This window comes from Rhodococcus sp. OK611, from assembly GCF_003050885.1.
Classification (GTDB): Bacteria; Actinomycetota; Actinomycetes; order Mycobacteriales; family Mycobacteriaceae; genus Rhodococcus_G; species Rhodococcus_G oryzae.
In genome coordinates this window covers 320,883-343,325 of record NZ_QAOZ01000003.1, presented here as the reverse complement: position 1 = coordinate 343,325, position 22,443 = coordinate 320,883, and the positions used below count along the sequence as shown (strand labels likewise).

Here is a 22,443-nt window from a genome sequence, read left to right as displayed (position 1 = left end):
CGACCGGCGGGCGGCGACCCTACTCCCCGTTGTACGCGCGTCGCAGCTCGTTCACGTCGAGCTTCTTCATCTGCATCATCGCCTGCATGGCCCGCTGCGACTTCTCGGGATCGCCGGTCACCATCATCTCGTCGAATCCCGGGGGCACGATCTGCCAGGACAGTCCGTACTTGTCCTTGAGCCAGCCGCACTGCACCTCCTGCCCGCCGTCCGCGGTCAGCTTGGCCCAGTACTCGTCGACCTCCTCCTGCGAATCACAGTCGACGAGCAGGGAGACCGCCTCGGTGAAGGTGAATTGCGGTCCGCCGTTGATCGCGTTGATGCGGTGCCCGTTCAGCTCGAAGTCCACGGTCATCACGCTGCCCTCCGGGCCTGGCGCTCCGGCCGGATATCGGGCGATCGTCAGGATCTTCGAGTTCTTGAAGATCGACACGTAGTAGTTCGCGGCCTCCTCGGCCTGATCGTCGAACCAGAGTGAGGGGTAGATCTGCATCGTTGCCTCCCGGGTCGTGGTTTTTCCACTGTCACATGTTGTGACCCGGGAGGCAGCCGAAACTCATCGCCGGTCAGCTCCCCAGGCCGGGCAGCTTGGCCGTAAGGACGCTGGCATCGAGCACCTGCGCGCCGGTGATCTTGGTCCAGACGATGGCCCCGTGCGTGTACATCCGGAACCGCCCCGCCTCGTCGGGCATCGCCAGCTCCGGCCCGACCGGGGCCCCGAGCACGCCCAGATGGCCCCCGAGCTCCGCATACTTGCGCTCGATGTCGGTCGGCTCCACCGCCCCGGTCGGGTCGGCGTTGTCGACGCCCGGCGCCGCAAGGGCGGAGGCAGGCGGCGGCGCGGCGGGCCCGACGCCCTCGGTGATGGTGAACCAGTCGGACTTCAGACCCAGCTTGGTGCGCGCCTCGTCGCCGGTCACCTCCTTGGTGCCGGTCGAGCCCGCCACCCTCAGCCCGGTGACCCGCCCGCCGTCGGGCCCGAGGTTGTTGCGCGAGGTGACCTCGATCGAATGCAGCTCGCCGACACCGAACGCGGTGGCGATCTCGCCCGCGGTCAGGGTCTGCGTCCACTTGTGGTTGGGCGATTCGGTGTCGCCCAGGTCCTCGACGGCCCCGAACGCGCCGCCGGCGCTGTACCCGCCGGTCGACGCCGAGAACTCCGCGGAGACCGGCTTGCCCTCCTTCGTGAGCACCTTGCCCGCGGTGGAGCGGACGGCATCGGTGGTCTTCGGATTCTCCTTCGAGGAGCCGCCGTAGACCTGGCAGTCCTGCGTGTCGCAGGTCTCCGCGTAGGCGTACCTGCTCTCGGCCGCCGCGTAGGACCGGGCCGCGACGGCCTGCGCGCGCAGCGCCTCCGCGCCGCCGGTGTCGGCCCATTCGGCCCTCGACTCCGCCGGCACGACGCCGAGCAGATAGTCCTCCATGCCGACGTGGTTGACGACCCGGGGCGCGTCGCCCTCGAGCGCGACACCCAGCGAGCCGCGGAACGGCGCGCCGCCACCACACAGTTTCAGGTGTTCCTTCGCCTCCCGGTCCGGGCCGAGGTCTACGGGGTCCACCCAGGGGTGGGCGGTGGACTCCTGCCACAGCACCTCGCCGTCGCAACCCCTTGTGACGACGACCGTCGCGCCGCCGCCGGGAGCGGCGGTGAGGTGCGCGGCCTCCCCTGGCGCCACGGTCCGGCCCGCCACTCCCATCGGCGAATCCGAGAACACGTCGAGCCCCTTGCCGTCCAGGCCCATGAGCCGGACGCCGATCGCCTTGTCCCCCAACGCTTCGAGCGTGGTTCCGCCGTAGTAGTAGCCGAGAATGCGTTCGGCGGTCCAGCCCTGCTTTGCGTAGCCGTATGCGCCCCACTGCCCCATTCCCCGGCCGTGACCGTGGCCGTAGCCGGTCAGTGTGTACGGGGCGTCGGCGGCGACGGTCTCGGCGACATCCGGACCCGCGGACCTGGTCGCGACCACCACGCCGACGGTGCCGCCGACCAGGAGTGCGGGCGCCAGCCCCAGGACCGCGGCCCGCATCGCGAACGGTGTCCAGCCGCCCCGCATCGGTCGACCGACGACAAACTTCTTCCTACTGGTCCTCGCCATACCCTGATCTCCTCATCGACGGAGTTGATCGTCAGCGCGCGACATACGGGATGACGCGCGGTGGCGCGTACGTGCCGATCTCGAAAGCCTCAAGTTAAGGTTGAGCGTTGGAAAGTTTGTGACTAGTGTGGCAAGAGTGACTAGCGATGGCAACAACCGTCACACCTGCACCACCAGTTGCTGACACCGACACCCGCAAACCACAACTGAGGGAGTCCCTTTTGCCTTACCGCCGACCAAAGCCGTCAATCGTTCTTGGCACGGTTGCCGCCTTGGCGATCGCGAGCCCGCTCGCGGTCTGGGGCGTCACCAGCGCCACCGGCGTCCGTTCCACCACCACCTCCGCGCCGTCGGCGGTCCCGACGCAGATCGCCGAGGTGGTCCTCGCGCAGGTTCCCGACATCGTGATCCCGCTCAAGGACATCACCGGACTCGACCTGCCCGACCTCCATCTGTCCGACCTGAAGAAGATCCCGATCCCGGCCAACCTCCCGACCGAGATCCCGCTGCCGCAGAACCTGCCGCTGCCCCCCGGGATCTCGCTTCCGCCGTCGATCCAGATCCCGCAGCTGACCGCGCCCGGCGACATCGCGGGCGGCGCACCGGCTCCCGCGCCGGCACCGGCACCCGAGCCCGCAGCGGCTCCCGCCGCGAGCCCCGAGGAGCAGTTCGGTACCGCGGTCAAGGAGATCACCCGCGACACCCCGTTCAGCATGATCGCGCTGACCTCGGAGCTCGGCGCCACCGCTGCCAAGGTCCGCGCCCAGCTGGCCGACGGCTCGTGGGGCCCTTGGTTCGCCACCGAGAAGGTCGACTCCCGCAAGGACGACAAGACCACTGGCGGCAAGACGGGCACCGAGCCGGTGTTCGTCGGCGCCACCAAGGCCGTCCAGGTGCTGGTCACCAAGGTCGAGCAGGCCGCGGCGGCGCTGCCCGCGTCGGGAACCGCCGACGCTCCCGCGGCTCCGACGCTGCCGAACCAGCTCGCCCCTGCCGATCCCGCGCAGCTGCCGATGGGCTTCGCGCCCGCCGCGCTGTCGAGCCCGCTGCGCGGCCAGGAACCCGCGCCGCAGCCGGAGGCACCGCAGCAGGCGCCCGCACCGCAGCCCGCGGCCGCACCGCAGGCGAACTCCGTGCAGCAGCTCGCCGAGGCGGTCACCGCCGTGCTCATCGAGCCCGGCACCTCGGCATCGGACAGCACCCTCGGCGACATCGCGACTCCCCTGGGCAGTACTTCCGGCCCGAAGGTGATCACCCGCGCGCAGTGGGGGGCCGACGAGTCCATCCGCTGCCAGGAGCCGGTGTACGACGATTCCCTCGGCGGTGCGACGGTGCACCACACCGCGGGTAGCAACGACTACTCCAAGTCGGAGTCGGTCGAGATCGTCCGCGCGATCTACGCGTACCACGCCTCCACGCTCGGCTGGTGCGATGTCGGCTACAACGTGCTGGTCGACAAGTACGGCCAGATCTTCGAGGGCCGCGCGGGCGGTCTGGACCGCAACGTCCAGGGCGCACACGCGGGCGGTTTCAACGAGAACACCATGGGCATCGCGATGATGGGCGACTTCTCCACGGTGACCCCGCCACAGGAGACCGTCAACGCGGTCGGCAAGTTCCTCGGCTGGCGACTCGCGAAGGCGGGCCTGGATCCCAAGGGCCGCACCACGATGTACTCCGAGGGCACCGAGTTCACGCCGTACGCCCAGGGCGAGGCCGTTGACCTGCCGATCATCTTCGCGCACCGCGACGTGGGCAACACCAGCTGCCCGGGCGACGCCGGCTACGCCAAGCTCGGCCAGATCCGCGACATCGCGGCGGCGAACCTGGGCGGCGGTTCGTCGTCCGGCGTGCTCGCCGCGGCACCGAACAACCCGCCCACCGACAACGCGAGCCCGGGCGTCGCCCCGGACGCAGCCGCGGCAGGCACCGGTTCGACGGCGGGCGCCATCGGCGCACTGGTCGGCGAGCTGCTCCGGCTGACCGACCCCTCCCCCATCGCACAGAAGTGGATCGCGGAGGGCGGCGACACCGGACGCCTCGGGAACTCGCTGTCCGGCGAGATCCCGGTCAAGGGCGGCAACAAGGTCGTGAAGTTCACCAACGGCGCCATCGCCACCTCCCCGAACGGTGGGGTGTGGACGGTGCTCGGCAAGATCTTCGAGACCTGGCAGACCTCCGGCCTCGACTCCGGTTCGCTCGGCCTGCCGACCAGCGATGAATACACGGTGCCGGACGGCAAGCGCACCGACTTCGAGGGCGGATCGTTGATCTTCAACGAGGTCACCGGCATCGTCACCACGATCCTCAAGACCTACAACGACGCCTACGCGAAGGCCTATCAGGAGGGCGCTGCCGCGACCCCCGCAGCCGCACCCGTCGCCGAGGCGGCACCCGCTCCGGTGGCGCCTCCCGCTCCGCCCGCGGCTGCCGAACCGGCCCCCGCGCCCGCCGGCTGACCCCGGGCACAGGAACGAGAACATCGGCTCCGCATCGGTTTCCCCGATGCGGAGCCGTTCCCGTTTCCGTGCCTCGCGCCGCGGTGTGGCTGGCCACACCCCCGAATCGCCTGGCAACACCCTCGAACGCGCATCGGGCATCGGGAAACATGGTTCCCATGACGACGACCACTCCCCGCGCACCGGCGCTCCGCGAGTTCCTCCGAGCCCCGATCGCGGCGCAGACCTGGCGTGAGGGCGGATACCTGGCGGTGACCGCCGTGCTGGCCCTTGCCGGCATCACGTATCTCTTCCTTGGCGCCATGTTCGGGGGCGTCCTCGTGATCACCCTGATCGGTATCCCCCTGCTGGCGGCGATGATCGTGGGGGCCAGGGGTTTCGGCCACGCCTATCGCACCCTCTCCGCGTCGATGCTCCGCTCGCCGGTGGAGGATCCGCCACCGTTCTCCCCTCGGCCGGGTGCGCTCGGGTTCATCTGGTCCGGGCTCATCGACCGAACGGGATGGCGCGCGATCGCGTTCATACTGATCAAGACCGTGCTCGCGATCGCAGCCGTGTGGGGCGCCCTGCTCTTCGTGGTCGTCTCGATGGGCTTTGCGGTCTCGCCGCTGCTGTGGTGGCTGATCGAGCCCACGAACTACGACGAGAACGGCGTCGCCCGACGTTCGCTCATCCAATTCGGCGATGTGTACCTCGACACCTGGGCGCAGATGCTGATGCTGTCGACGGTGGGCATCGTCGGGCTGTTCCTGGCGCCCTGGCCGATCCGCGCGCTCGCCGCGCTGGACCGGATGCTGATCCGGGCGCTTCTCGGGCCCGCGGCTCGCGATGTTCGCGTCGAGGAACTCGAGCGCACCCGCACCGAGGCGGTCGAGGACTCGGCCACGAGGCTGCGCCGGGTGGAGCGCGACCTGCACGACGGCACCCAGGCCCGATTGGTGGCGATGGCGATGACCCTCGGTCGCGCGGAGGACCGGATCGCGGCGGGCGAGGATCCCTCGGAGCTGGTGCACAGCGCGCATTCCGCCGCCAAGGAGGCGCTGACCGAGCTACGGGAAGTGGTGCGGGGCATCCATCCGCCCGCCCTCGACCTCGGCCTGGGGCCCGCGCTGCAGACACTGGCCGCCCGCAGCGTCGTGCCGGTCGACCTCGCGGTGTCGGTGGATCCGCGGCCGACTCCCGGCACCGAGACGATCGCCTACTTCTCCGTTGCCGAGCTGCTCACCAACGTCGCCCGGCATTCCGGGGCGACCCGGGTATGGGTGTCCGCGATGTCCGACGGTGATGGACTGTCGGTGTCGGTGCGGGACAACGGCATCGGCGGTGCGGTCATCGGTGCAGGCAGCGGGCTCGCCGGGCTCGCGGCCCGGGCCGGTACCGTGGACGGATCACTGCACGTGGACAGCCCGGTCGGGGGTCCGACGGTGGTGACCCTTTCGTTGCCGGTCGACGGGACACACTGATGCGGATCGTGATCGCAGAGGACAACGCCATCCTCCGAGATGGTCTGGCGCAGTTGCTGATCGAACGTGGACACAAGGTCGTGGCCATCGTCGGCGACGCGACCTCGCTGGGGACGGCCGTCGCCGAGCACCTCCCGGATGTCGCGGTCGTCGACATCCGGATGCCACCCACCTTCACCGACGAGGGCCTGGTCGAGGCGGTGGCCCTGCGCCGCAGGTTCCCCGAGGTCGGGGTGCTCGTGTTCTCCCAGTGGGTCGAGACGCGGTATGCCGCCGAGCTTCTCGCCGGCCGGGCTGCGGGTGTCGGCTATCTGCTCAAGGACCGGGTCGCCGATGTCGGCGAGTTCGTCGATGCCCTGCAGCGGGTGGCCGCGGGCGGCACCGCCCTGGATCCGGAGGTGGTGACCCAGTTGATCGGCTCGAGCCGCAAGGCCAAGGCCCTCGATGCCCTCACCCCGCGCGAGCGGGAGGTACTCGGGCTGATGGCGCAGGGCCTGTCCAACGCCGCCCTTGCCGCCTCCTTGCACGTGACCGAGCGCGCGGTCGAGAAGCACATCGGCAACATCTTCACCAAGCTGGACCTGCCGCCGTCGGACGGCCACCACCGACGGGTGCTCGCCGTGCTGCGCTACCTGGAGTGAGATCGCCCTGGCGTCAGTAGATCTCAGCGCATCAGCCGAACCGGCTGTCCCCATAGCGAGTGGCGATCGCGGCGGCGCGGTCGCGCAGGGAGTCGCGCAACCATTGCGGGGCAAGGGCTTCCCCGTCCGTGGCGAGCTGCCACAGCGCCCATTCGGCATGTCGTGGATCTTGGAAGGTCACCTCCAGCCGCAGCCAGCCGTGTGCGTCGGGTTCCTCGGTGCGGACGGCCAGCGCGGTGTCCAGCAGGTCTTCCCGCCGCGCCGGGTTCACCCGTACCACCACGGCGACCTGGTCGCCGCCGGTCCGAAACCGGGTGCTGCGATCCCGCCAGGCGCGATCCAGATCCACCCGGTCCGGTCGCTGTGCCGGTTCGGGGAGTTCCTCGGCGGCTACCACCCGCGACAGCCGGTAGGTGCGGTCCGCGCCAGATCTCGTGGCCAGCAGGTAGCCCCGGTCGCGCACGGCGACCAGGCCGATCGGGTCCACCGTGCGCCACCGCGGGGTCTGGTCGAGCGCCGCGTAGTGGATGCGCAGCTTGTTTCCTGCGAACACCGCGCGCCGGATCTCGGCGACTATGGCGCCGGGCACCTCCTCCGCGTCCCGCCGTCGCGACAGCAGATCGGTCTCCGGGTCGATGAGCAATCGCTCGGCCACGTCAGCAGCGGTGTCCCGATAGCTTTCGGGTAGCGCGTCAACCACTTTGAGCATCGCCGCGGCCAGCGCCGAGTCGAGGCCGAATGCCTGCGCGCCGCGCCGCGATCCGGCGACCAGCAGGGCAAGCGCCTCGTCGTGGTTCAGCCCGGTGAGCTCGGTCCGAAACCCGGGTAGCAACGCGAACCCGCCGTGCCTGCCGCGTTCGGCGAAGACCGGGACGCCGGCCACGGACAGCGCCTCGATGTCGCGCAGCACGGTGCGGGTGGACACCTCGAGCTCGTCGGCAAGCTCGGCCGCGGTCAGCCGACCGCGCTGGCGCAGCAGCAGCACCAGTGACACCAACCGGTCGGCACGCATCCGAAAACTCTACTGAATCACGACACAAGGTGTCCTGATTCGTTGGGAGGCTTGCCACCACGGCGTCCCAGACAGCGGCCACCGGGCCGATGGACGTGCGTACTCCGACGAAGCGAATGGAGCCTGATGTGGCAGTGGAACGAACGGCAGTCAACCCGGTGATGTGGTCGGTGGAGATGGGATTCAACCAGGGTGAGCTCGTCTCCGGGCACACCCGAACCCTGTACTGCTCCGGGCAGACCGCGATGAGCGCCGACGGCAAGCCTCAGCACGACGGTGACATGGAGAAGCAGTTGGCGCTGAGCCTCGACAACCTGGAGGCCGTGCTCGGTGAGGCAGGCATGTCCCTGTCGAACCTCGTCCGGCTCAACGTCTACACCACCGATGTCGATCTGCTCTTCCAGCACTACGGCGTGCTGGCGGCACGGTTGGGCGCTTCCGGGGTGGCACCGGCCACAACGATGCTCGGGGTGACACGGCTGGCGATCCCCGGCCAGATGGTCGAGCTCGAGGGAACCGCCGTCGAGTGATGCCACCTCGCCGCCTCCGGTAGGGCTACCGGAGGCGGCGAGTAGCACGAAGGTGGGTGCCTACGGCTGGCCCCACCAGCGCTCGAGGACCCGTGCCACGCCGTCCGCCGAATTCGACGTGGTCACCTCATCGGCCGCGGTGATCGCGTCGAGGTGCGCGTTCTCCATGGCGACCCCGTGGCGGGCCAGGGTGAGCATGGGCACGTCGTTGGGCATGTCACCGAACGCCACGATGCCGGACACCGGGATACCGAGCTGCTCGGCGACCACCGTGAGCCCGGACGCCTTGGTGATCCCGGGGGCGGAGACCTCGATCAGACCCTTGTCGGTCGAATACGTCAGGTCCGCGCGGGCGCCGATCAGCGGGGCGAGGGTGGCCGCCATCGCGGCGCTGCTGGTGCCGGGCAGCCGGATCAGCAGCTTCACCGCGGGGTGCGCCAGCACCTCGTCCCCTGACATCTCGGTGTTGTCCGGGTTCAGCCAGGCGTGCTCGTAGCCCGGCGAGCTGACGAACTGCGGGGTGGCCGCGTCGTGGGCGCTGGCCCCGACCCGTTCCGCGGCGAGGCCGCAGCCGGGCAGCGCGCTCATCGCCAGGTCTGCCAGCCAGCCCAGCTCGTCGGTGGACAGCGTGACGGCGCTCAGCACCCGGTCGGCGTTGCTGTCGTAGACCACCGCGCCGTTCGCGCAGACGGCGAGCGGCGCGAATCCGAGCTCGTCGACCACCGGGGCGATCCATCGCGGCGGGCGCCCGGTGGACAGCACGAAGGGCGTCCCGTCGGCCACCGCAGCCTGGACTGCGGCCCTGGTCCGGGCGCTGACCTTCTCGTCGTCGTCGATCAGGGTGCCGTCGACGTCGCTGGCGATCAGCAGGGGCTTGGTGTGTCGGTTGTCCTGCACCGAACCCATCATGCCGCAACCTCCCAACGGCCTGCCGATGCGTCGCGCGGTGCCGAGCGACGGCGGGTCACGCCTGCGCGATGTCCGAACCGTGCACCGTTCCCGCGTAGCGCCGGGTGAATGACGTGCCGTCGTCGGCGGTGATGGTCACGTCGTAACGCCCGTCCACCGCGGGCCAGCGGATGCTCGCCCGCCCGATCGGCCCGACCTCGCAGGTCCGCGATTCCCCGCCGCCCTCCTGCGGGGCGATCGTGAAGTTCAGCGTGGTCGCACCGTGGTTGGCCAGCTCCAGCTCGATCCACGCATCCGCGGGGCCGCTGACCCGCAGCACCGCCCTCACGTCGGGTGCCGCCGCGTTCTCGGCCAGCGGCAGGACGCCCGCGACGTGGCAGAGGAAGCCGTCGGCCCCGTGGACGGTGAAGTCGTAGCGACCCGCCGTGCGGACGGCGTCCCACTCGTAGACGGCCGTGCCCAGCGGCGCGACCGTGAACGGCGTGCCTGCGAATGGCCGGTACGCGTTGGGGAAGACCGTGTAGTGGAACGCCACGCTCCCCTCGTTCATCAGCTCGGCGCGAACCCGGCCGGCGGTGCCATCCACCACGACATCGACCCAGGGCCGGTAGGGCAGCGGCCGGTGCGGGCGGCTCCCCGGCTCCTGAGTCGGCATGACCTGGGCGCCCGAGGCAGGCAGCGGCACCGGGGGCAGGTCCACGGCCGCATCGGCGGCCGCCATCAGCGCCCTCGTGTCCGGTAGCTCCGGAATTGAGTAGTCGGGATTGCCGAAGTCGAAGCAGCTCGTCAGGTCGCCGCACACCGCACGCCGCCATGCACTGATGTTGGGCTCGCGCACCCCCGTGACGCGCTCAAGAAAACGCAGCACCGAGGTGTGGTCGAACACCTGGGAGTTCACCCATCCGCCACGCGACCACGGGGAGGCCACGAACAGCGGCACCCGGTTGCCCAGCCCGATCGGCTGCCCGTCGACGAACTCCTCCGGGGTCCCGGCGGGCGGGAAGGGCGGCACGACATGGTCGAAGTAGCCGTCGTTCTCGTCGTACATGACGAGGAACACGGTGTGCCGCCACACCTCGGGGTTGGCGAACAGCGATTGGAGGGCGGTGTCGACCCAGTGCGCACCGTACGCGGGGCTGGCGTTCGGGTGTTCGCAGAACAGGTACGGCGACACGAGCCACGACACCGTGGGCAGCGTCCCGTCCTCGCAGTGTGCGTCGAAGTCCGTCAGGTCCCACCTCGTCATCGCGTTGATGTATCGGGGATCGTCCTCGGGGAAATCGTGGAACTGGGGGAAGTACTCGAGGGCGTTGTCCTCGTAGTTGCCGTCGCGCTCGTCCAGGCCGGGAGTGTGGTAGACGCGCCAGGAGACACCTGCGTCCGAGAGACGCTCGGCATAGGTCGTCCAGTCGCAGACCGGGCTCTCCGGTAGGGGCGTGTTGTCGATCCACGGCCCGGTCGTGCCGTCGCGGCCGGGCCCCACCGTCCCGGTCCAGAGGTAGAGGCGGTTCGGGCTGGTGGGGCCGGCCATCGAGCAGAAGTACGCATCGCCGATCGTGAACGCGTCCGCGAGCGCGTACTGATACGGGATGTCCTCCCGGGTGAGGTATCCCATGCTCTGCTCGCCCTTGGCCGAGGTCCAGCGGTTCATCGCGCCTTGATTGATCGCATCGTGACCGCTCTCCCAGTCGTGCGGCAGACCCTCCGCGTTCTGGGCGTTGTACCGGGTGGAGTCCATCCGGTACGGCAGGAGCACACCCCCGTCGGCGCGGGACAGCGCAGGCTGCCGGAAGACGCTGTCGCCGTGAGGAAAAGTCAGGGCCTGCCGGTCCTCGAACCCGCGGACTCCGCCGAGCGTGCCGAAGTAGTGGTCGAAGCTGCGGTTCTCCTGCATCAGGATCACCACGTGACGGATGTCGTCCATGCTCAATACCTTTCGGCCGGGTGCAGCAGGGAGGCGAGGAAGGCGACGTCGGCCCCCTCGAGCGAGTCCAGGATCGTCCGGCCCGCCGCAGGCGGGATCGCAACCGAGGGCACGACGAGCACGGCGCATCCCGCGGCCTCGGCTGCCGCCACACCCACGGGAGTGTCCTCGACCGCGACGCACGCGCGCGGGTCCACACCGAGGGCCGCCGCGGCCGCGAGGTAGGGGTCCGGCGCCGGCTTGGAGTGGACCGTGTCCTCGACGGCGATCGTCGTGGTGAACCGCTCCGCGCCGAGCGTATCGCGCACCAGGTCGACGACCCTTCGCGGTGACGCCGTCACGATCGCCGTGGGGATCCGTGCGGCGACCAGTTCGTCGAGCAACGAAAGCACGCCGGGGCGCGGCACGACCTCGTCGGCAACCAGGGTCGTGAACGTCGAATCGAGCTCGCGGGCAAGCGCATCCGCGTCGGGCGCAGTCGGTCCCAGCGCCCGGCACAGGTGGGCCGCGGTGTGAGACGAGGGACGCCCCAAGACGTCTGGCGCGTCGGCAGGCGACAGGGGACGGCCGTGCCATGCCGCGACCTGCTCGACCGCATCCCACCAGAGCCGCTCGGTGTCGACCAGTGTCCCGTCCATGTCGAAGAGGACGGCTGCCGGGGCGCCGGGGCGGGCGTCGTGGCTCATCGGGTGCGCCTCCAGGGTCGGCGGGTGGTCGAAACAGGTTGCTGCACTGCACTGCCGGCCGGCCTCGCGGCTCCGCGCGGGCGGTCCACCAGCACCGGACAATCCGGCAACGAGAGGGTCACGGCAGTGCCCGCGCCGAGCGCGGTGGCGGCGGCAGTCGGCACGTCCGCAACCGCCTCGCGCCCGTCCGGCAATCGCACCGTCAACCGGGTGCCTGCGCCCCGGAACGTCGCGGCGGTGATGCGGGAGGTTCCGTCGTCTGCCGCCGTCACGCCAAGGGTCTCCGGGCGCACGAGCACATCGACGTCGCGGGCGCCGCCTCCGAAGTCCGTTGAGCCCGGGAGCTCCCCGTGGACCGGCAGGCTGCACCCGAGGACGTGCACCGCCCGGCCGTCCGACGCAAGCCGTCCCGGTATCCGGCTCATGACCCCGACGAACTCGGCGACGAAGGCCGTCGCGGGGCGCTGGTAGAGCTCGGCCGGAGCGGCACACTGCTCCATCTGCCCGGACCGCATGACAGCGACCCGGTCCGCCATCGAGAGGGCTTCCTCCTGGTCGTGGGTCACGAACAGCGTCGTGATGCCCAATTGCTGTTGCAGCCTGCGGATCTCCTCCCGGAGGGTCTGTCGAACCTGCGCATCGAGCGCCGACAGCGGCTCGTCCAGCAACAGGACCTTGGGGCGCAGCGCGAGGGCGCGGGCCAACGCGATCCGCTGCTGCTGCCCGCCGGAGAGCTGGCTCGGGAACCGTTCGGCATGCTGCGGCAGCCCGACCAGCTCCAGCAGCTCCATCGCGCGGGCACGCCGGGCGGACTTGCCCGTCCCCTGCATCCGCAGACCGAACGCGATGTTGTCGACGGCGTTCAGATGTGGGAAGAGACTGTAGGACTGGAACACCATGCCCACATCGCGGCGGTGCGCGGGGATCCGCGTGACGTCCTCGCCGTCCATGAGCACCGTGCCCGCGTCGGGCCGCTCGAAGCCGGCAACGGTGCGAAGGGCAGTCGTCTTGCCGCATCCGGACGGGCCGAGCAGCGCCAGCAGCTCGCCAGGCCGGATCTCCAGGTCCAGCCCGTCCAACGCCGTGGTGGCGCCGAATGTGCGACGCAATCCGCGGAACTCCACGGTGGAACCGGCCCCCGTTGCGAGGGTGGGCATCCGATCGGTCAGTAACTCGGTCATGAGGCCTCCTTGAGGCGTTTGGTGCGCCCGGCCGCGGCGATCACCATGAGCAGTGCCCAGGTGCCGAGCAAGCCGACGATGGACACGGCCACCGACATCTGCGCCTCGGACCCGCTGATGACGACGGTCCACACGGCGAACGGCTGGTACCCGAGGAGCGCGGCAACGGCGTACTCGCCGAGGACGAGGGCGAGGGTCAGGAATGCGGCATTGAGAAGCGCGCCACGCAGATTCGGCAGCACGACGTGGACAAGAGTGCGCGGCCACGAGGACCCGCAGGACCGCGCGGCTTCGACGAGGACCCGCAGGTCGAGCGCCGACAGGCCGGCGTCGAGCGTGCTGTACGCCAGAGGCAGGGCCATCACGGCAAAGGCGAGCACGAGGATCACGGGGAAATCTGGATCCTGCAGCGCGACAAGGCCCTCGAACAACGGCGTGCCGTAATAGCGATCCGCACCCCACCGCAGCAGCGTGGTGATGCCCGCGCCAAGGGCGACGGCCGGGACGACCAGCGGTAGCAGGCACACGGCCTGCACGGCCGTGCGCAGACGCGGTGCGGCGAGCCGCACCGCGAGCAGCGCCGGTACCAGCACCCCGAGCACAAGGGCGACGGTCGCCGCGGCCACCTTCAGCGTCAGCGCGAGGCTGTCGGCCAGGCCCTCCGCGGCGCCGATCCCGGTGTAGGCGTCGAGACCGACCTGCTGGCCCGGCGACCCGATGCCCACACTGAACGCGAACGCGCACACGATCGGGACCACGAAGTAGAGGCCGGCGACCAGGAGCACGACCCCGCGGCCGAGTCCCGGCCTGGACATCGTCAGGCCAGCCATCGTGCACTCCTTCGCTGCAGCGGCAGATAGATGGCCATGACGATCGCCGCGATCAGCACCATGTCCAGGCCGAGGGCGAGGGCGACGTTGCCCTGCCCCACCAAGACGTCGCCGGACAGGCCTGCCGCGATCTGCACCGTGACCAGCTGCACCGTGCTACCTGCGATCGCCGCGGCCGTCGCGTAAGTGCTGAATGCCGTCCCGAACAGCAGGACGAATCCGCCGAGAAGCGACGGCAGCAGGATCGGCAACGCCACGTGCCTCCAGTACTGCACCGTGTTCGCGCGGTTGTTGGCCGCCGCCTCACGCCACTGCACCCGCAGACCCTCGAGTGCCGGGGTGAGGGTCAGGACCATCAGCGGGATGAGGAAGTACAGGTACACGACGGTCAGTCCCCGCATGTCGTAGAGGCTCCAACCGAGGTCGCCGAGGTGGAAGGCGTTGGTCAGGACGCCCGCGTTACCGAGGGTCGCCACGAACGCGAAGGCCAGGGGAACCCCGCCGAAGTTCGCCAGCACGCCTGCCGCCGCCAGGACCGCCTCGCGCAGGGCCCGGAACCGCGACGTCACGATTGCGTGCGCGATCGGCAGGCCGACGGCCGCCCCGATCGCCGCGGCCGTCGCTGAGAGCTTGATGCTGCCGATCAGGCTCGACAGGTAGGGGTCCTGCATCGTCGCGGCCATGTTGGCCGTGGTCAGTCCGCCCTCGGCCGAACTCGTCGAGGGTGTGGTGAACGCACCGATCACCATCGTGGCGACGGGCAGGCCCAACGCGACCCCAACGAACAGGAACAGCGGAAGGACGCCGAGCCAGCCCCCCGCCGCCACCCGAAGGCTGCGACGCCGGGGGACCAGAGCGCTGTCAAGGGCGGGGCGGGGCAGCGTGGCCCGGCTACCGGCCACGGTCAGTGGGATGCTCATTTCGAGAGGACGCTGCCCCAGCCGCGGCTGACGACGTCCTTGGCCTTGGTCGACTGTTCCTCCGCCGGGAAGACGGGAGCGTCGGCATCGACCTCCGGCAGGCGGGCCGCGAGCGTGGCATCGAGAGTTCCCGCCTTCTCCATCGCGGGCATGAGCACCGGACGGGCATAGCCCTTCAACCAGAGGTTCTGGCCCTCAGGGCTGTAGAGGAACTCCTGCCACAGCCTCGCCGCGGCCGGGTGAGGCGCCCACTTCACGATTCCCTGCGAGTAGAACTGGGCGAACAAGCCGTCGGCCGGGATGGAGACCTGCCAATCAACACCCTTGTCGCGGAGCGCGTCCCGGTACCCGGCGTTGAGGTAGTCCCAGTTCACGCTGATGGGCGTCTCGCCCTTCTGAATGGTCGCGGGCGTGGACTCGACCGGGTTGAAGTTGCCGACCTCGCTGAGCCTGGCGAAGTAGTCAAGACCCGGCGCGATGTTGTCGAAGGAGCCGCCGTTCGCGAGCGCGGCCGCGTAGACGGCGGAGAACGCGGAGGCGGACTGCGTGGGGTTGCCCGTCAGCGCGACCATGCCCTTGTACTGGGGGTCGAGCAGTTCGGCAAAAGTCTTCGGGCACTTGACAACGCGGGCATCACAGCCGATCGAGACGTAGCCGCCCATGTCGTTGTACCAGGCTGCAGCGGCATCCTTCTGCCCCTCGGGGATGTCGCCGAACGCCTGCACGCGGTACGGCGCCAGCACACCCTGCTCGGAGGCACTGATCCCGAAGGTGTGGCCCACGTCCAGGACATCCGGCGATCGGTCCTGCCCTTTGCGTGAGGTCGCGGCGTTGATCTCGTCCTGGCTGGATGCATCCGGGTTCTCGACCTCGACGTCGATCCCGTACTTCGCCTCGAAGGTGTCGATGATCTCCCCGTAGTTGGCCCAGTCCCGTGGCAGCGCAATGGCGTTCAGCTTGCCCTCCTGCTTGGCGGCGGCAATGAGGCCGTCCATGCCACCGAAGTCCTGGGCAGACGTGGCGGTGGCGGCCTTGCCGGCGTCGCCGTCCGCCTTCGTGGTCAGGCCGCAGCCGGCGAGGGCTGACAGGGCGATCGCCAGCGAGCAAGCAAGGCTCGCCTGGCGAAGGTGGTGCAGTCGCATGGTGTCTCCCTGGTCAATGTTGTCTATACAACGTGACCTCATTTCGCCAGAGCGACGTGGCCACGGGATGAACGAGCCGTAATCGAGCCGTGAAGATTTACCGGCCAGGAACCCTCGGCTTCCAGCGGAGGTGTGCTTTTGACCTGCGGGAAGAGTTTGTGGAAGCTAGGATTGGGGCAAAGATCACCGAGCCGGACGGAGACGAGCATTGGCTGAGTCGAGGGGCAAGCGCCCCCGGGCCGAGTACGAAAAGTTGGCAACCAAGTTGCGAGAGTCGATCACCTCAGGGGAATTCGGTTCCGGGGACCGTCTGCCCAGCGAGGAGAGCCTCGCCGGGCAGTACGGTGTCTCCCGTGGCACGGTCCGTCAGGCGCTGGCCGTCCTGCGCGCGAACGGGTTGGTCACCTCACGACGTGGCACCCGCCGCGTCATTCTCGGCACGGCGCGCACACAGAGCTTCTTCGAACTGCTCAGCTTCAGCGGCTGGGCGCACTCGATCGGCGAGGATCCCGGAGGCCGGACGATCGCCGTCGAGGACCGCGTCGCCCTGCCGCTCGAGTGCGAGCAGCTCCAGCTCGCATCGGGATCGCGGATCTACCAGGTGGTGCGACTGCGGACCCTCTCGCGCATTCCAGTCATGCTCGAGCGCGCCATCTACCCCGAACAGATCGGCAAACTGGTCGCCGACCTGCCGCCGGACGCCCCATCGCACGCGTCCCCGCTGCTGGACGCGGGCGTCGTGTTCGCCGACGCCGATCACACCGTCGACCTCGTCGAGGCGGAGGTGGACGACGCCCGTCACCTGGGGTGCGTCGAGGGATCGCCACTGCTGCGCGAGCGCAGGCGCGTCACCGACCCGGCCAGCACCCCGTTGCTGTGGTCCGACGACCGCTTCCTGCCCGGCACAGTCTCGTTCACCGTCCACAACTCCGTGGCCAGCACGGCCCTGTCTCGCCGCCGTGGCTAGCCCCGGTGGGCCGTCGTCGCTGCCGGAGCTGCGGCTCAGCCTGCCCGCGGTCCAGCACAACGTGGGGCTCATGGCGGCGTGGTGCCGCGACCGCGGCGTCGAGCTGTGCCCGCACATCAAGACCACGATGACGCGCCCGATCGTCGAGCGTCAGCTGGCCGCAGGCGCGTGGGGGGTCACGGTCGCCACGGTTCGGCAAGCCGCCATCGCCCTCGAATGGGGGCCGCGGCGCATCCTCATCGCCAACGAGGTGATCCATCGCCCGGACCTCGAGGCGGTGCGTGCGTGGCTGGATGCTGACCAGACGGTCGAGCTCTATCTCCTGGTGGACTCGAGGGCGGGCCTGAGCCAGGCGGGTTCTGTCATGAGGGACGCGGCCCATCCCCTGCATGTCCTCATCGACATCGGGACCCCCGGCGGACGAAGTGGTGTCCGGGATGCAGCGGCGGCGCTCGACCTCGCCCGGGAGTGCGCGACCACGCCGGGCGTCGTCCTCGCGGGCGTCGCGGGCTATGAGGGCGTCCGCCCCAATCGACGGGACGCGGACACCATCGCCCTGGTCGATGCGCATTGCCGAGAGGCGGTGGCGGCGTTCCGCGCCGCGTCACCATGGATCCGGGCCGAACGACCCGTGTTCAGCATGGGCGGCTCGGCGTTCCCGGACCGGGTCGTCGACGCCCTGGTGGACCTTCCCGACCACGGCGGGCGTGTGGTCCCGGTATTGCGGTCGGGCTGCTACGTCACGCACGACCACGGCACCTACGCGGAGGTGTCCCCGGTCTCGGGTCTGCGTGCGGCCCTGACGGTCCGGGCCGTCGTTCTGTCCGCGCCGGAAGCCGGGCGGATCGTGGTCGGCGCCGGAAAGCGCGAATTGCCCTACGACGCGGGCCTGCCGGTCCTGTTGTCCGCCACCGATTCCCGGGGCGTGCCCCGCACAGCGGCGAAGGCGACGGCGGCCCAGATCTTCGACCATCACCTGGTGCTCGCCGACGCCGAGGGACTCGACGTCGGCGACATCGTCGATCTCGGGATCTCGCACCCCTGTTCGGCCTTCGACCGCTGGCCCGACATCACCGTGGTCGAGGACGACCGCGTGCGCGCGGTGTGGCACCCGCGGTTTCGCTGAGCCCTCGCGAGGCGTCAGGAGCGCAGCGGCGCCTGCAGGAGCGCGCGGTCGTCGCCGGGGGCGCTGACCCCGAGCGTCGTCGCGTCCGACATCGGCAGTCCCACCGCCAGTTGCATCGACATCGTCCGGTCGCCGCCCCCGATGAAACTTCCTGCGTTCATGCGACTTCCGTCCGGGCGTTGAAGCCAGACGTTGTAGGTCCCGCCCTGTGGGAGTCCGGTGACATCGAGGCTGATGCCGGTTCCCCAGGCCCGGTTCTCCACCCGGGCGGAGGCCGCCACCCCCGGCGACAGTGCGGTGAACGCCACCGGCTGGCCGGGTGGGCCGCTCACGGTGATGCCGCGGAGCACGAACCCACCGGCAGCCAGGCCGATGGCGGCCGCCGCGGCCGCGGCGACGAGCCCGATCCGGCGGTACCGTTGCCGTCCGCGCTCGCGGTCGAGGGCCCCGAAGATCGTGTCGGGCAGGGCCGCAGGCGGCAACGGCAGCGGCTCGGTGAGCCGGTCGGGATCGGCCTCCGACAGGGCCGCCGCGACAGGCGACAGGTCGCGCAATTCCGAGCGGCAGTCCGGGCATCCGTCCAGATGGGCACGCAGCGCGACGAACTCGCGGTCGTCGAGACGCCCCAGCACGTACATCCCCAGCAGGGGACGCATCTGCAGGCAGTGATCACTGGTCACCGTGCCACCCCATTTCCTCGAGTACGAGTCTCAGCGCCTTCAGCCCGTAGTACACCCGACTGCGGACGGTGCCCACGGGGACGCCCAGCTGGGCCGCGACCTCGCCAGCCGGGCGGTCGCGCAGATGGATCTCGACGAGGACGAGCCGATGCTGTTCGGACAGCCGTCGCAACGCCTCCTCCATCTGCAGGCCCACGAGGAGTTGTTCGAGCGGGCGTTCCACCACCGGGAGGTCGGGCGGCTCGGCGTCAGCCAGGCGGGGCCGGGCGGCGCGGGCGCGGCTCGCGTCGATCACCACGTTGCGGCAGATCGCGTACAGCCAGGTCCGCAGGGCGGAGCGCTGCGGGTCGTAACGATCCGCGCCCCGCCAGGCCCGCAGAAACGTCTCCTGGACCGCCTCCTCCGCGCGCCCCCGGTCCCCGAGCGAGCGGTAGGCGAGCGCGAAGAGTTCGCTCCCGTGATCGTCGTACGCGGCCCGCAACACCGTGTCGTCGGCCAGGCTGCCGACCGACTGATCCGCTCGCTGACGCAACCTGCGTAGCCGCACGACCTCACCTCCACACCGCCGGAATGTCGTCGGTTCGCTCGACGTCCACCGGGGAGTACGGAGCCGAGGGCTGCTGCGTTCACCCCGAGTCTGGCATCGGGTTCACCTGCCGGGTCGTGGCGCCGGTGAACGGCGCCGCTGGGCCGTCCGTACTCCCCTGCGTCGCCCCGCCGCGGGCGGCGACGACCAGTGACGAGTGGACGGAGATCCTGTGCTTACCAAGAAGTCGATCATCTCGGCGGCCTGCGCCTGCGCGGCCATCGCATCGCTCTCGGGCTGCGGCGGCAGCACCGACGAGCCTGCCGCGGCGCCTGCCGCATCGAGCACGACCGCGGCGCCGGCGGCTGGCCCCGGGCTGAGCACGGCGGAAACTCCGCTCGGCACCGTGCTGACCGACGGCGACGGCTTCACGCTCTACCGGTTCGACGAGGACTCGCCTGGCGTCAGCCGGTGTGCCGGTCAGTGCGCCGAGATCTGGCCGCCCGCCCTCGGGGCACCGCGGGCCGTCGTGCCGCTGGCGGGTGCGCTGGGAACCGTCACCCGACCGGACGGGGCCATGCAGGCGACCTACGACGGCCTGCCCCTGTACCGGTTTGCGAAGGACACCGAGCCCGGCCAGACCAGCGGCGACGGAGTCAAAGGGACCTGGCACGTGATCACGGCGGGCGCCTCCGGCGGGTGACGGCGCGGCGCGGGTCAGCGGATGCTGTCGCGGTGACGGACGATGCCGAATCGGTGCAACGCGTTCCATCCATGGCGGGACCGGGACGCGGAATCCCCTGTCACGCTGGGCTGATCGCAGTTTCAACGATTCGATGCCTATGCGAACGAGTTCTCCTCTATGGTCCGGGTCACAGAATCTCTTTACTTCTGTACAACTAACTGTTTCCGAAGCCAGTAAGGAGCAATGCATGTCCTTCACGCACGTTCGCCGGGGTGCGGTCCCCGTGGTCGCCGCCGCGGCGGTGGCCGCGGGCAGCCTGCTGATGGCGTCGCCCGCATCCGCCGCGCCCACCTCGATCGAGTTCCAGGGCGCCTGCCAGGCGAGGGCGATCCTCACCCAGCACATGTCGCAGCCGCTGGGCATGACGATCGACGCCCCGGGCTCCGTGAAGGTCGGCGAACAGTTCAGCTACCGCCTGCAACCGACGGTGAGCTCCCTGCCGGACAAGGAGTCCATCGCCACCACCACCGACATTCAGCGACTCAAGATCGACTGGGAGCTCCCGGAGAACACCGAGTTCGTCGGCGCCACGGTCGTGGCGGGCACCGGCAAGGGCCTGACCGGCGTCACGCCCTCGGTCATCCGCGTCAACGACGCGGGCGAGCCCGACGCGGCGGGCACCATCCTGCGGCTGTCCGGCGACAACGAGACCGTCGGCAACGGCCCGAAGTCCAGCCTGAACACCCCGGGCGGCATCGCGGTGGAGAAGACGAAGACCGACATGGACGGCAACCCCACCGCCGACGGTTCCACCAAGTTCCAGCTGCCCGCCGTCGAGGTCACGGTCAAGGCCGTCGCCGAGGGCGTCGTCACCCCCAAGGTGCGCGTCGCGGGCGAGGCCGCCAACTACAACGGTGAGAAGAATTACGACACCTTCCTGGCTCGGGCGTTCGCGCTCGGCTCGAACCAGAACGCTCCGACCTTCTGCACCCCGAAGGACGGCACCCGGCCCGCCAACGACGTGCCGGTGAACGCGGGCGGCCGGGCCCTCGCGACCATCCAGGTCGGCGCGGGCGGACCGGTCGACCCGGGCCCCGACCCGGAGCCGGGCACCGGAAACGGGTCCGTCGACCTCGGCTCGGTCGGGTCCATCTTCGGTTCCTGACCCTGACCGGATCCTGACCTGACAACGGAGGCCGGCTCCCCATCGGGGAGCCGGCCCTTGTCGTCTGGTGCCGGGGTCGTCTGGTGCCGGGCGCCGTCAGCCCGCCAGCGCCCGCTCGACCGAGTCGTCGGGATCCGAGACGACCTTCGGGTCCCTGCTGCTGAGCATGTCCACGACGGCCTTCGGGCTGGCCAGCCACTCCCGGACGGTGTTCCTGGCCACGGTGATGAAGCGGCAGTCGCAGTCACCCTTGATGCCGTCGGCATCGATGCCTGCGTCGCGGCAGAGCGCCACCGCCCGGGCGACGTGATTGCCCTGGCTGACGATCAGCGCCTTGCGCACCCCGAAGGTCGTCGCGGCGCGCGCACAGGTGTCGTAGGTGTCCAGGCCGTAGTCGTCACCGACGATCAGTGACCGGTCGATGCCCTTGGCCACCAGGTAGTCGGTCATCGCCGCGATCTCATTGCCGGATGTGCCGTTCGCGTCGCCGGAGACCAGCACCGCGCGGGCCTTGCCCTCGCGCACCATCTGCGCGCCGACGTCAAGGCGACCGGCGAGGAAGGACATCGGCTTTCCATCCTTGACCTTGGCGCCGAGCACGATCACCACCGGAGCCTCCGGAGCGTCCTCCGGGTCGTACACGTGGCCCGCCGATGCGGCGGCAACCCAGGCCATCGAGCCCAGCAGCACTACGACCGGGACGACGACGACCGCACCCGCGATGCGCAGCAGCCGGCGCCTCACTGCTGTGCCCGACGTGCCGCCTTCGCCTCAGCCTCTTCGGCATCCATCCGGTTGGCCTCCTCGAGGGTGGGGGCTCCGCCACCGAGGCGCGCGGGGACCCAGTAGGCGCCCGCCGGGTGCTCGTAGTCCTGCTGCAGCCCGTGCAGCATCGACTCCATCGTCGCGTGCAGTTTCGCGGTGAGCTCGCCAGCCGGTTCGAACGGCTGGATCGGCTCGCCGACCGCGATGGAGATCGGAGTGTTGGTGCGCCCCAACCGCTTCGGATGACCCTTGGTCCAGACCCGCTGAGCGCCCCAGATCACGACCGGGATGATCGGCACCCCGGCCTCGATGGCCATCCGCGCGGCGCCTGACTTGAACTCCTTGAGCTCGAAGCTGCGGCTGATCGTCGCCTCCGGGTACACGCCGACCAGTTCCCCGCCGCGCAGGTCGCCGACGGCCGCCCGGTAGGACTCGGCGCCCGCAGCGCGATCGACCGGGATGTGCTTGAGCGCGCGCATGATCGGACCGGAGATCTTGTTGTCGAAGACCTCCTTCTTCGCCATGAACCGGATGTAGCGCTTGACGGTGCGCACCGGTAAACCGGCGTAGGTGAAGTCCATGTACCCCGTGTGGTTGACGGCGATGACCGCCCCACCCGTGGCCGGGATGTGCTCGTCACCCTTGACGGTGAACTTCAATCCCTCGGCGGCGAACACCACGCGGGCGATACCGATGATCGTTCTGTAGACGGGTTCCACGTCGGCCAGCGTAGCCCGAC

General features: G+C 70.0%; 22 protein-coding genes. 8 read left to right on the top strand and 14 right to left on the bottom strand.

The window, feature by feature from the left end:
* Positions 1 to 19: 19 nt before the first annotated feature.
* On the bottom strand, positions 20 to 493 hold the full coding sequence (locus C8K38_RS05470; protein WP_097214141.1) for a VOC family protein: 474 nt from the start codon (positions 491 to 493) through the stop codon (positions 20 to 22).
* A gap of 73 nt (positions 494 to 566) precedes the next feature.
* On the bottom strand, positions 567 to 2,093 hold the full coding sequence (locus tag C8K38_RS05465; RefSeq protein WP_257017826.1) for a SpoIID/LytB domain-containing protein: 1,527 nt from the start codon (positions 2,091 to 2,093) through the stop codon (positions 567 to 569).
* Positions 2,094 to 2,314: 221 nt separating this feature from the next.
* On the opposite strand from C8K38_RS05465, the gene C8K38_RS05460 reads away from it, so the two are divergent.
* From C8K38_RS05460 to C8K38_RS05450, 3 genes are all read left to right on the top strand, one after another.
* Positions 2,315 to 4,552, top strand: a complete 2,238-nt coding sequence (locus tag C8K38_RS05460; protein ID WP_097214142.1) for an N-acetylmuramoyl-L-alanine amidase — start codon at positions 2,315 to 2,317, stop codon at positions 4,550 to 4,552.
* 158 nt (positions 4,553 to 4,710) lie between these two features.
* The gene (locus tag C8K38_RS05455; protein ID WP_179800710.1) at positions 4,711 to 6,015 is read left to right on the top strand and encodes a sensor histidine kinase; all 1,305 of its coding nucleotides are present in this window, start codon (positions 4,711 to 4,713) and stop codon (positions 6,013 to 6,015) included.
* Positions 6,015 to 6,656, top strand: coding sequence for a LuxR C-terminal-related transcriptional regulator (locus tag C8K38_RS05450; RefSeq protein ID WP_097214144.1), 642 nt, complete (start codon positions 6,015 to 6,017; stop codon positions 6,654 to 6,656). Before C8K38_RS05455 ends, C8K38_RS05450 begins: the two co-directional genes overlap by 1 nt.
* Before the next feature lie 31 nt (positions 6,657 to 6,687).
* Here the strand turns inward: C8K38_RS05450 and C8K38_RS05445 are convergent, their stop codons facing one another.
* Entirely contained in the window at positions 6,688 to 7,668 is a 981-nt protein-coding gene (locus C8K38_RS05445; RefSeq protein WP_097214145.1) for a helix-turn-helix transcriptional regulator, read from the bottom strand.
* A 134-nt stretch (positions 7,669 to 7,802) separates the two neighbouring features.
* On the opposite strand from C8K38_RS05445, the gene C8K38_RS05440 reads away from it, so the two are divergent.
* A complete protein-coding gene (locus tag C8K38_RS05440) occupies positions 7,803 to 8,198 on the top strand; it encodes a RidA family protein (RefSeq protein ID WP_097214146.1) in 396 nt (131 codons plus the stop codon).
* A 60-nt stretch (positions 8,199 to 8,258) separates the two neighbouring features.
* Here C8K38_RS05440 and C8K38_RS05435 read toward each other — a convergent pair whose 3' ends face one another.
* From C8K38_RS05435 to C8K38_RS05405, 7 genes are read right to left on the bottom strand one after another with little or no spacing between them, the layout of a single operon-like run.
* Complete coding sequence (locus C8K38_RS05435; protein ID WP_097214176.1) at positions 8,259 to 9,104, bottom strand: HAD family hydrolase; 846 nt, start codon at positions 9,102 to 9,104, stop codon at positions 8,259 to 8,261.
* A 58-nt stretch (positions 9,105 to 9,162) separates the two neighbouring features.
* Positions 9,163 to 11,031 (bottom strand): phosphocholine-specific phospholipase C, encoded by a 1,869-nt coding sequence (locus tag C8K38_RS05430; protein ID WP_179800708.1) that lies wholly within the window; start codon positions 11,029 to 11,031, stop codon positions 9,163 to 9,165.
* 2 nt (positions 11,032 to 11,033) lie between these two features.
* Positions 11,034 to 11,717, bottom strand: coding sequence for an HAD family hydrolase (locus C8K38_RS05425; RefSeq protein ID WP_097214148.1), 684 nt, complete (start codon positions 11,715 to 11,717; stop codon positions 11,034 to 11,036).
* Positions 11,714 to 12,898, bottom strand: coding sequence for an ABC transporter ATP-binding protein (locus tag C8K38_RS05420; RefSeq protein ID WP_245221081.1), 1,185 nt, complete (start codon positions 12,896 to 12,898; stop codon positions 11,714 to 11,716). The genes C8K38_RS05425 and C8K38_RS05420 overlap by 4 nt, the downstream gene beginning before the upstream one ends.
* Complete coding sequence (locus C8K38_RS05415) at positions 12,895 to 13,728, bottom strand: ABC transporter permease (RefSeq protein WP_209927909.1); 834 nt, start codon at positions 13,726 to 13,728, stop codon at positions 12,895 to 12,897. Before C8K38_RS05415 ends, C8K38_RS05420 begins: the two co-directional genes overlap by 4 nt.
* Entirely contained in the window at positions 13,716 to 14,648 is a 933-nt protein-coding gene (locus tag C8K38_RS05410) for an ABC transporter permease (protein WP_097214151.1), read from the bottom strand. Before C8K38_RS05410 ends, C8K38_RS05415 begins: the two co-directional genes overlap by 13 nt.
* Positions 14,645 to 15,790 (bottom strand): ABC transporter substrate-binding protein, encoded by a 1,146-nt coding sequence (locus C8K38_RS05405; RefSeq protein ID WP_097214152.1) that lies wholly within the window; start codon positions 15,788 to 15,790, stop codon positions 14,645 to 14,647. The genes C8K38_RS05410 and C8K38_RS05405 overlap by 4 nt, the downstream gene beginning before the upstream one ends.
* A gap of 208 nt (positions 15,791 to 15,998) precedes the next feature.
* Between C8K38_RS05405 and C8K38_RS05400 the strand changes: the two genes are divergently transcribed.
* Complete coding sequence (locus C8K38_RS05400) at positions 15,999 to 16,757, top strand: GntR family transcriptional regulator (protein WP_097214153.1); 759 nt, start codon at positions 15,999 to 16,001, stop codon at positions 16,755 to 16,757.
* Positions 16,750 to 17,883, top strand: coding sequence for an alanine racemase (locus C8K38_RS05395; RefSeq protein WP_097214154.1), 1,134 nt, complete (start codon positions 16,750 to 16,752; stop codon positions 17,881 to 17,883). The genes C8K38_RS05400 and C8K38_RS05395 overlap by 8 nt, the downstream gene beginning before the upstream one ends.
* Before the next feature lie 14 nt (positions 17,884 to 17,897).
* Here C8K38_RS05395 and C8K38_RS05390 read toward each other — a convergent pair whose 3' ends face one another.
* Together C8K38_RS05390 and C8K38_RS05385 are read right to left on the bottom strand one after the other, a co-directional pair.
* Positions 17,898 to 18,539: an anti-sigma factor family protein gene (locus C8K38_RS05390; protein ID WP_097214177.1), complete on the bottom strand. Its 642-nt coding sequence runs from the start codon at positions 18,537 to 18,539 to the stop codon at positions 17,898 to 17,900.
* Positions 18,540 to 18,552: 13 nt separating this feature from the next.
* Positions 18,553 to 19,110: a sigma-70 family RNA polymerase sigma factor gene (locus C8K38_RS05385; protein WP_097214155.1), complete on the bottom strand. Its 558-nt coding sequence runs from the start codon at positions 19,108 to 19,110 to the stop codon at positions 18,553 to 18,555.
* A gap of 211 nt (positions 19,111 to 19,321) precedes the next feature.
* Here C8K38_RS05385 and C8K38_RS05380 point away from each other — a divergent pair, with 211 nt between their 5' ends.
* Complete coding sequence (locus C8K38_RS05380; RefSeq protein ID WP_097214156.1) at positions 19,322 to 19,792, top strand: COG4315 family predicted lipoprotein; 471 nt, start codon at positions 19,322 to 19,324, stop codon at positions 19,790 to 19,792.
* 229 nt (positions 19,793 to 20,021) lie between these two features.
* Positions 20,022 to 20,939, top strand: coding sequence for a hypothetical protein (locus C8K38_RS05375; RefSeq protein WP_097214157.1), 918 nt, complete (start codon positions 20,022 to 20,024; stop codon positions 20,937 to 20,939).
* A gap of 96 nt (positions 20,940 to 21,035) precedes the next feature.
* Here C8K38_RS05375 and C8K38_RS05370 read toward each other — a convergent pair whose 3' ends face one another.
* Both C8K38_RS05370 and C8K38_RS05365 read right to left on the bottom strand, forming a co-directional pair.
* Complete coding sequence (locus tag C8K38_RS05370) at positions 21,036 to 21,662, bottom strand: SanA/YdcF family protein (RefSeq protein WP_373560300.1); 627 nt, start codon at positions 21,660 to 21,662, stop codon at positions 21,036 to 21,038.
* 17 nt (positions 21,663 to 21,679) lie between these two features.
* Complete coding sequence (locus C8K38_RS05365; protein WP_097214158.1) at positions 21,680 to 22,423, bottom strand: lysophospholipid acyltransferase family protein; 744 nt, start codon at positions 22,421 to 22,423, stop codon at positions 21,680 to 21,682.
* Positions 22,424 to 22,443 lie beyond the last annotated feature (20 nt).

Excerpts from the sequence above, each read along its gene's own strand:
- C8K38_RS05470 (WP_097214141.1), bottom strand. The coding sequence starts at position 493 with ATGCAGATCTACCCCTCACTCTGGTTCGACGATCAGGCCGAGGAGGCC.
- C8K38_RS05465 (WP_257017826.1), bottom strand. The coding sequence starts at position 2,093 with ATGGCGAGGACCAGTAGGAAGAAGTTTGTCGTCGGTCGACCGATGCGG.
- C8K38_RS05455 (WP_179800710.1), top strand. The coding sequence starts at position 4,711 with ATGACGACGACCACTCCCCGCGCACCGGCGCTCCGCGAGTTCCTCCGA.
- C8K38_RS05450 (WP_097214144.1), top strand. The coding sequence starts at position 6,015 with ATGCGGATCGTGATCGCAGAGGACAACGCCATCCTCCGAGATGGTCTG.
- C8K38_RS05445 (WP_097214145.1), bottom strand. The coding sequence starts at position 7,668 with ATGCGTGCCGACCGGTTGGTGTCACTGGTGCTGCTGCTGCGCCAGCGC.
- C8K38_RS05435 (WP_097214176.1), bottom strand. The coding sequence starts at position 9,104 with ATGGGTTCGGTGCAGGACAACCGACACACCAAGCCCCTGCTGATCGCC.
- C8K38_RS05430 (WP_179800708.1), bottom strand. The coding sequence starts at position 11,031 with ATGGACGACATCCGTCACGTGGTGATCCTGATGCAGGAGAACCGCAGC.
- C8K38_RS05425 (WP_097214148.1), bottom strand. The coding sequence starts at position 11,717 with ATGAGCCACGACGCCCGCCCCGGCGCCCCGGCAGCCGTCCTCTTCGAC.
- C8K38_RS05420 (WP_245221081.1), bottom strand. The coding sequence starts at position 12,898 with ATGACCGAGTTACTGACCGATCGGATGCCCACCCTCGCAACGGGGGCC.
- C8K38_RS05415 (WP_209927909.1), bottom strand. The coding sequence starts at position 13,728 with ATGGCTGGCCTGACGATGTCCAGGCCGGGACTCGGCCGCGGGGTCGTG.
- C8K38_RS05410 (WP_097214151.1), bottom strand. The coding sequence starts at position 14,648 with ATGAGCATCCCACTGACCGTGGCCGGTAGCCGGGCCACGCTGCCCCGC.
- C8K38_RS05405 (WP_097214152.1), bottom strand. The coding sequence starts at position 15,790 with ATGCGACTGCACCACCTTCGCCAGGCGAGCCTTGCTTGCTCGCTGGCG.
- C8K38_RS05390 (WP_097214177.1), bottom strand. The coding sequence starts at position 18,539 with ATGCGTCCCCTGCTGGGGATGTACGTGCTGGGGCGTCTCGACGACCGC.
- C8K38_RS05375 (WP_097214157.1), top strand. The coding sequence starts at position 20,022 with ATGTCCTTCACGCACGTTCGCCGGGGTGCGGTCCCCGTGGTCGCCGCC.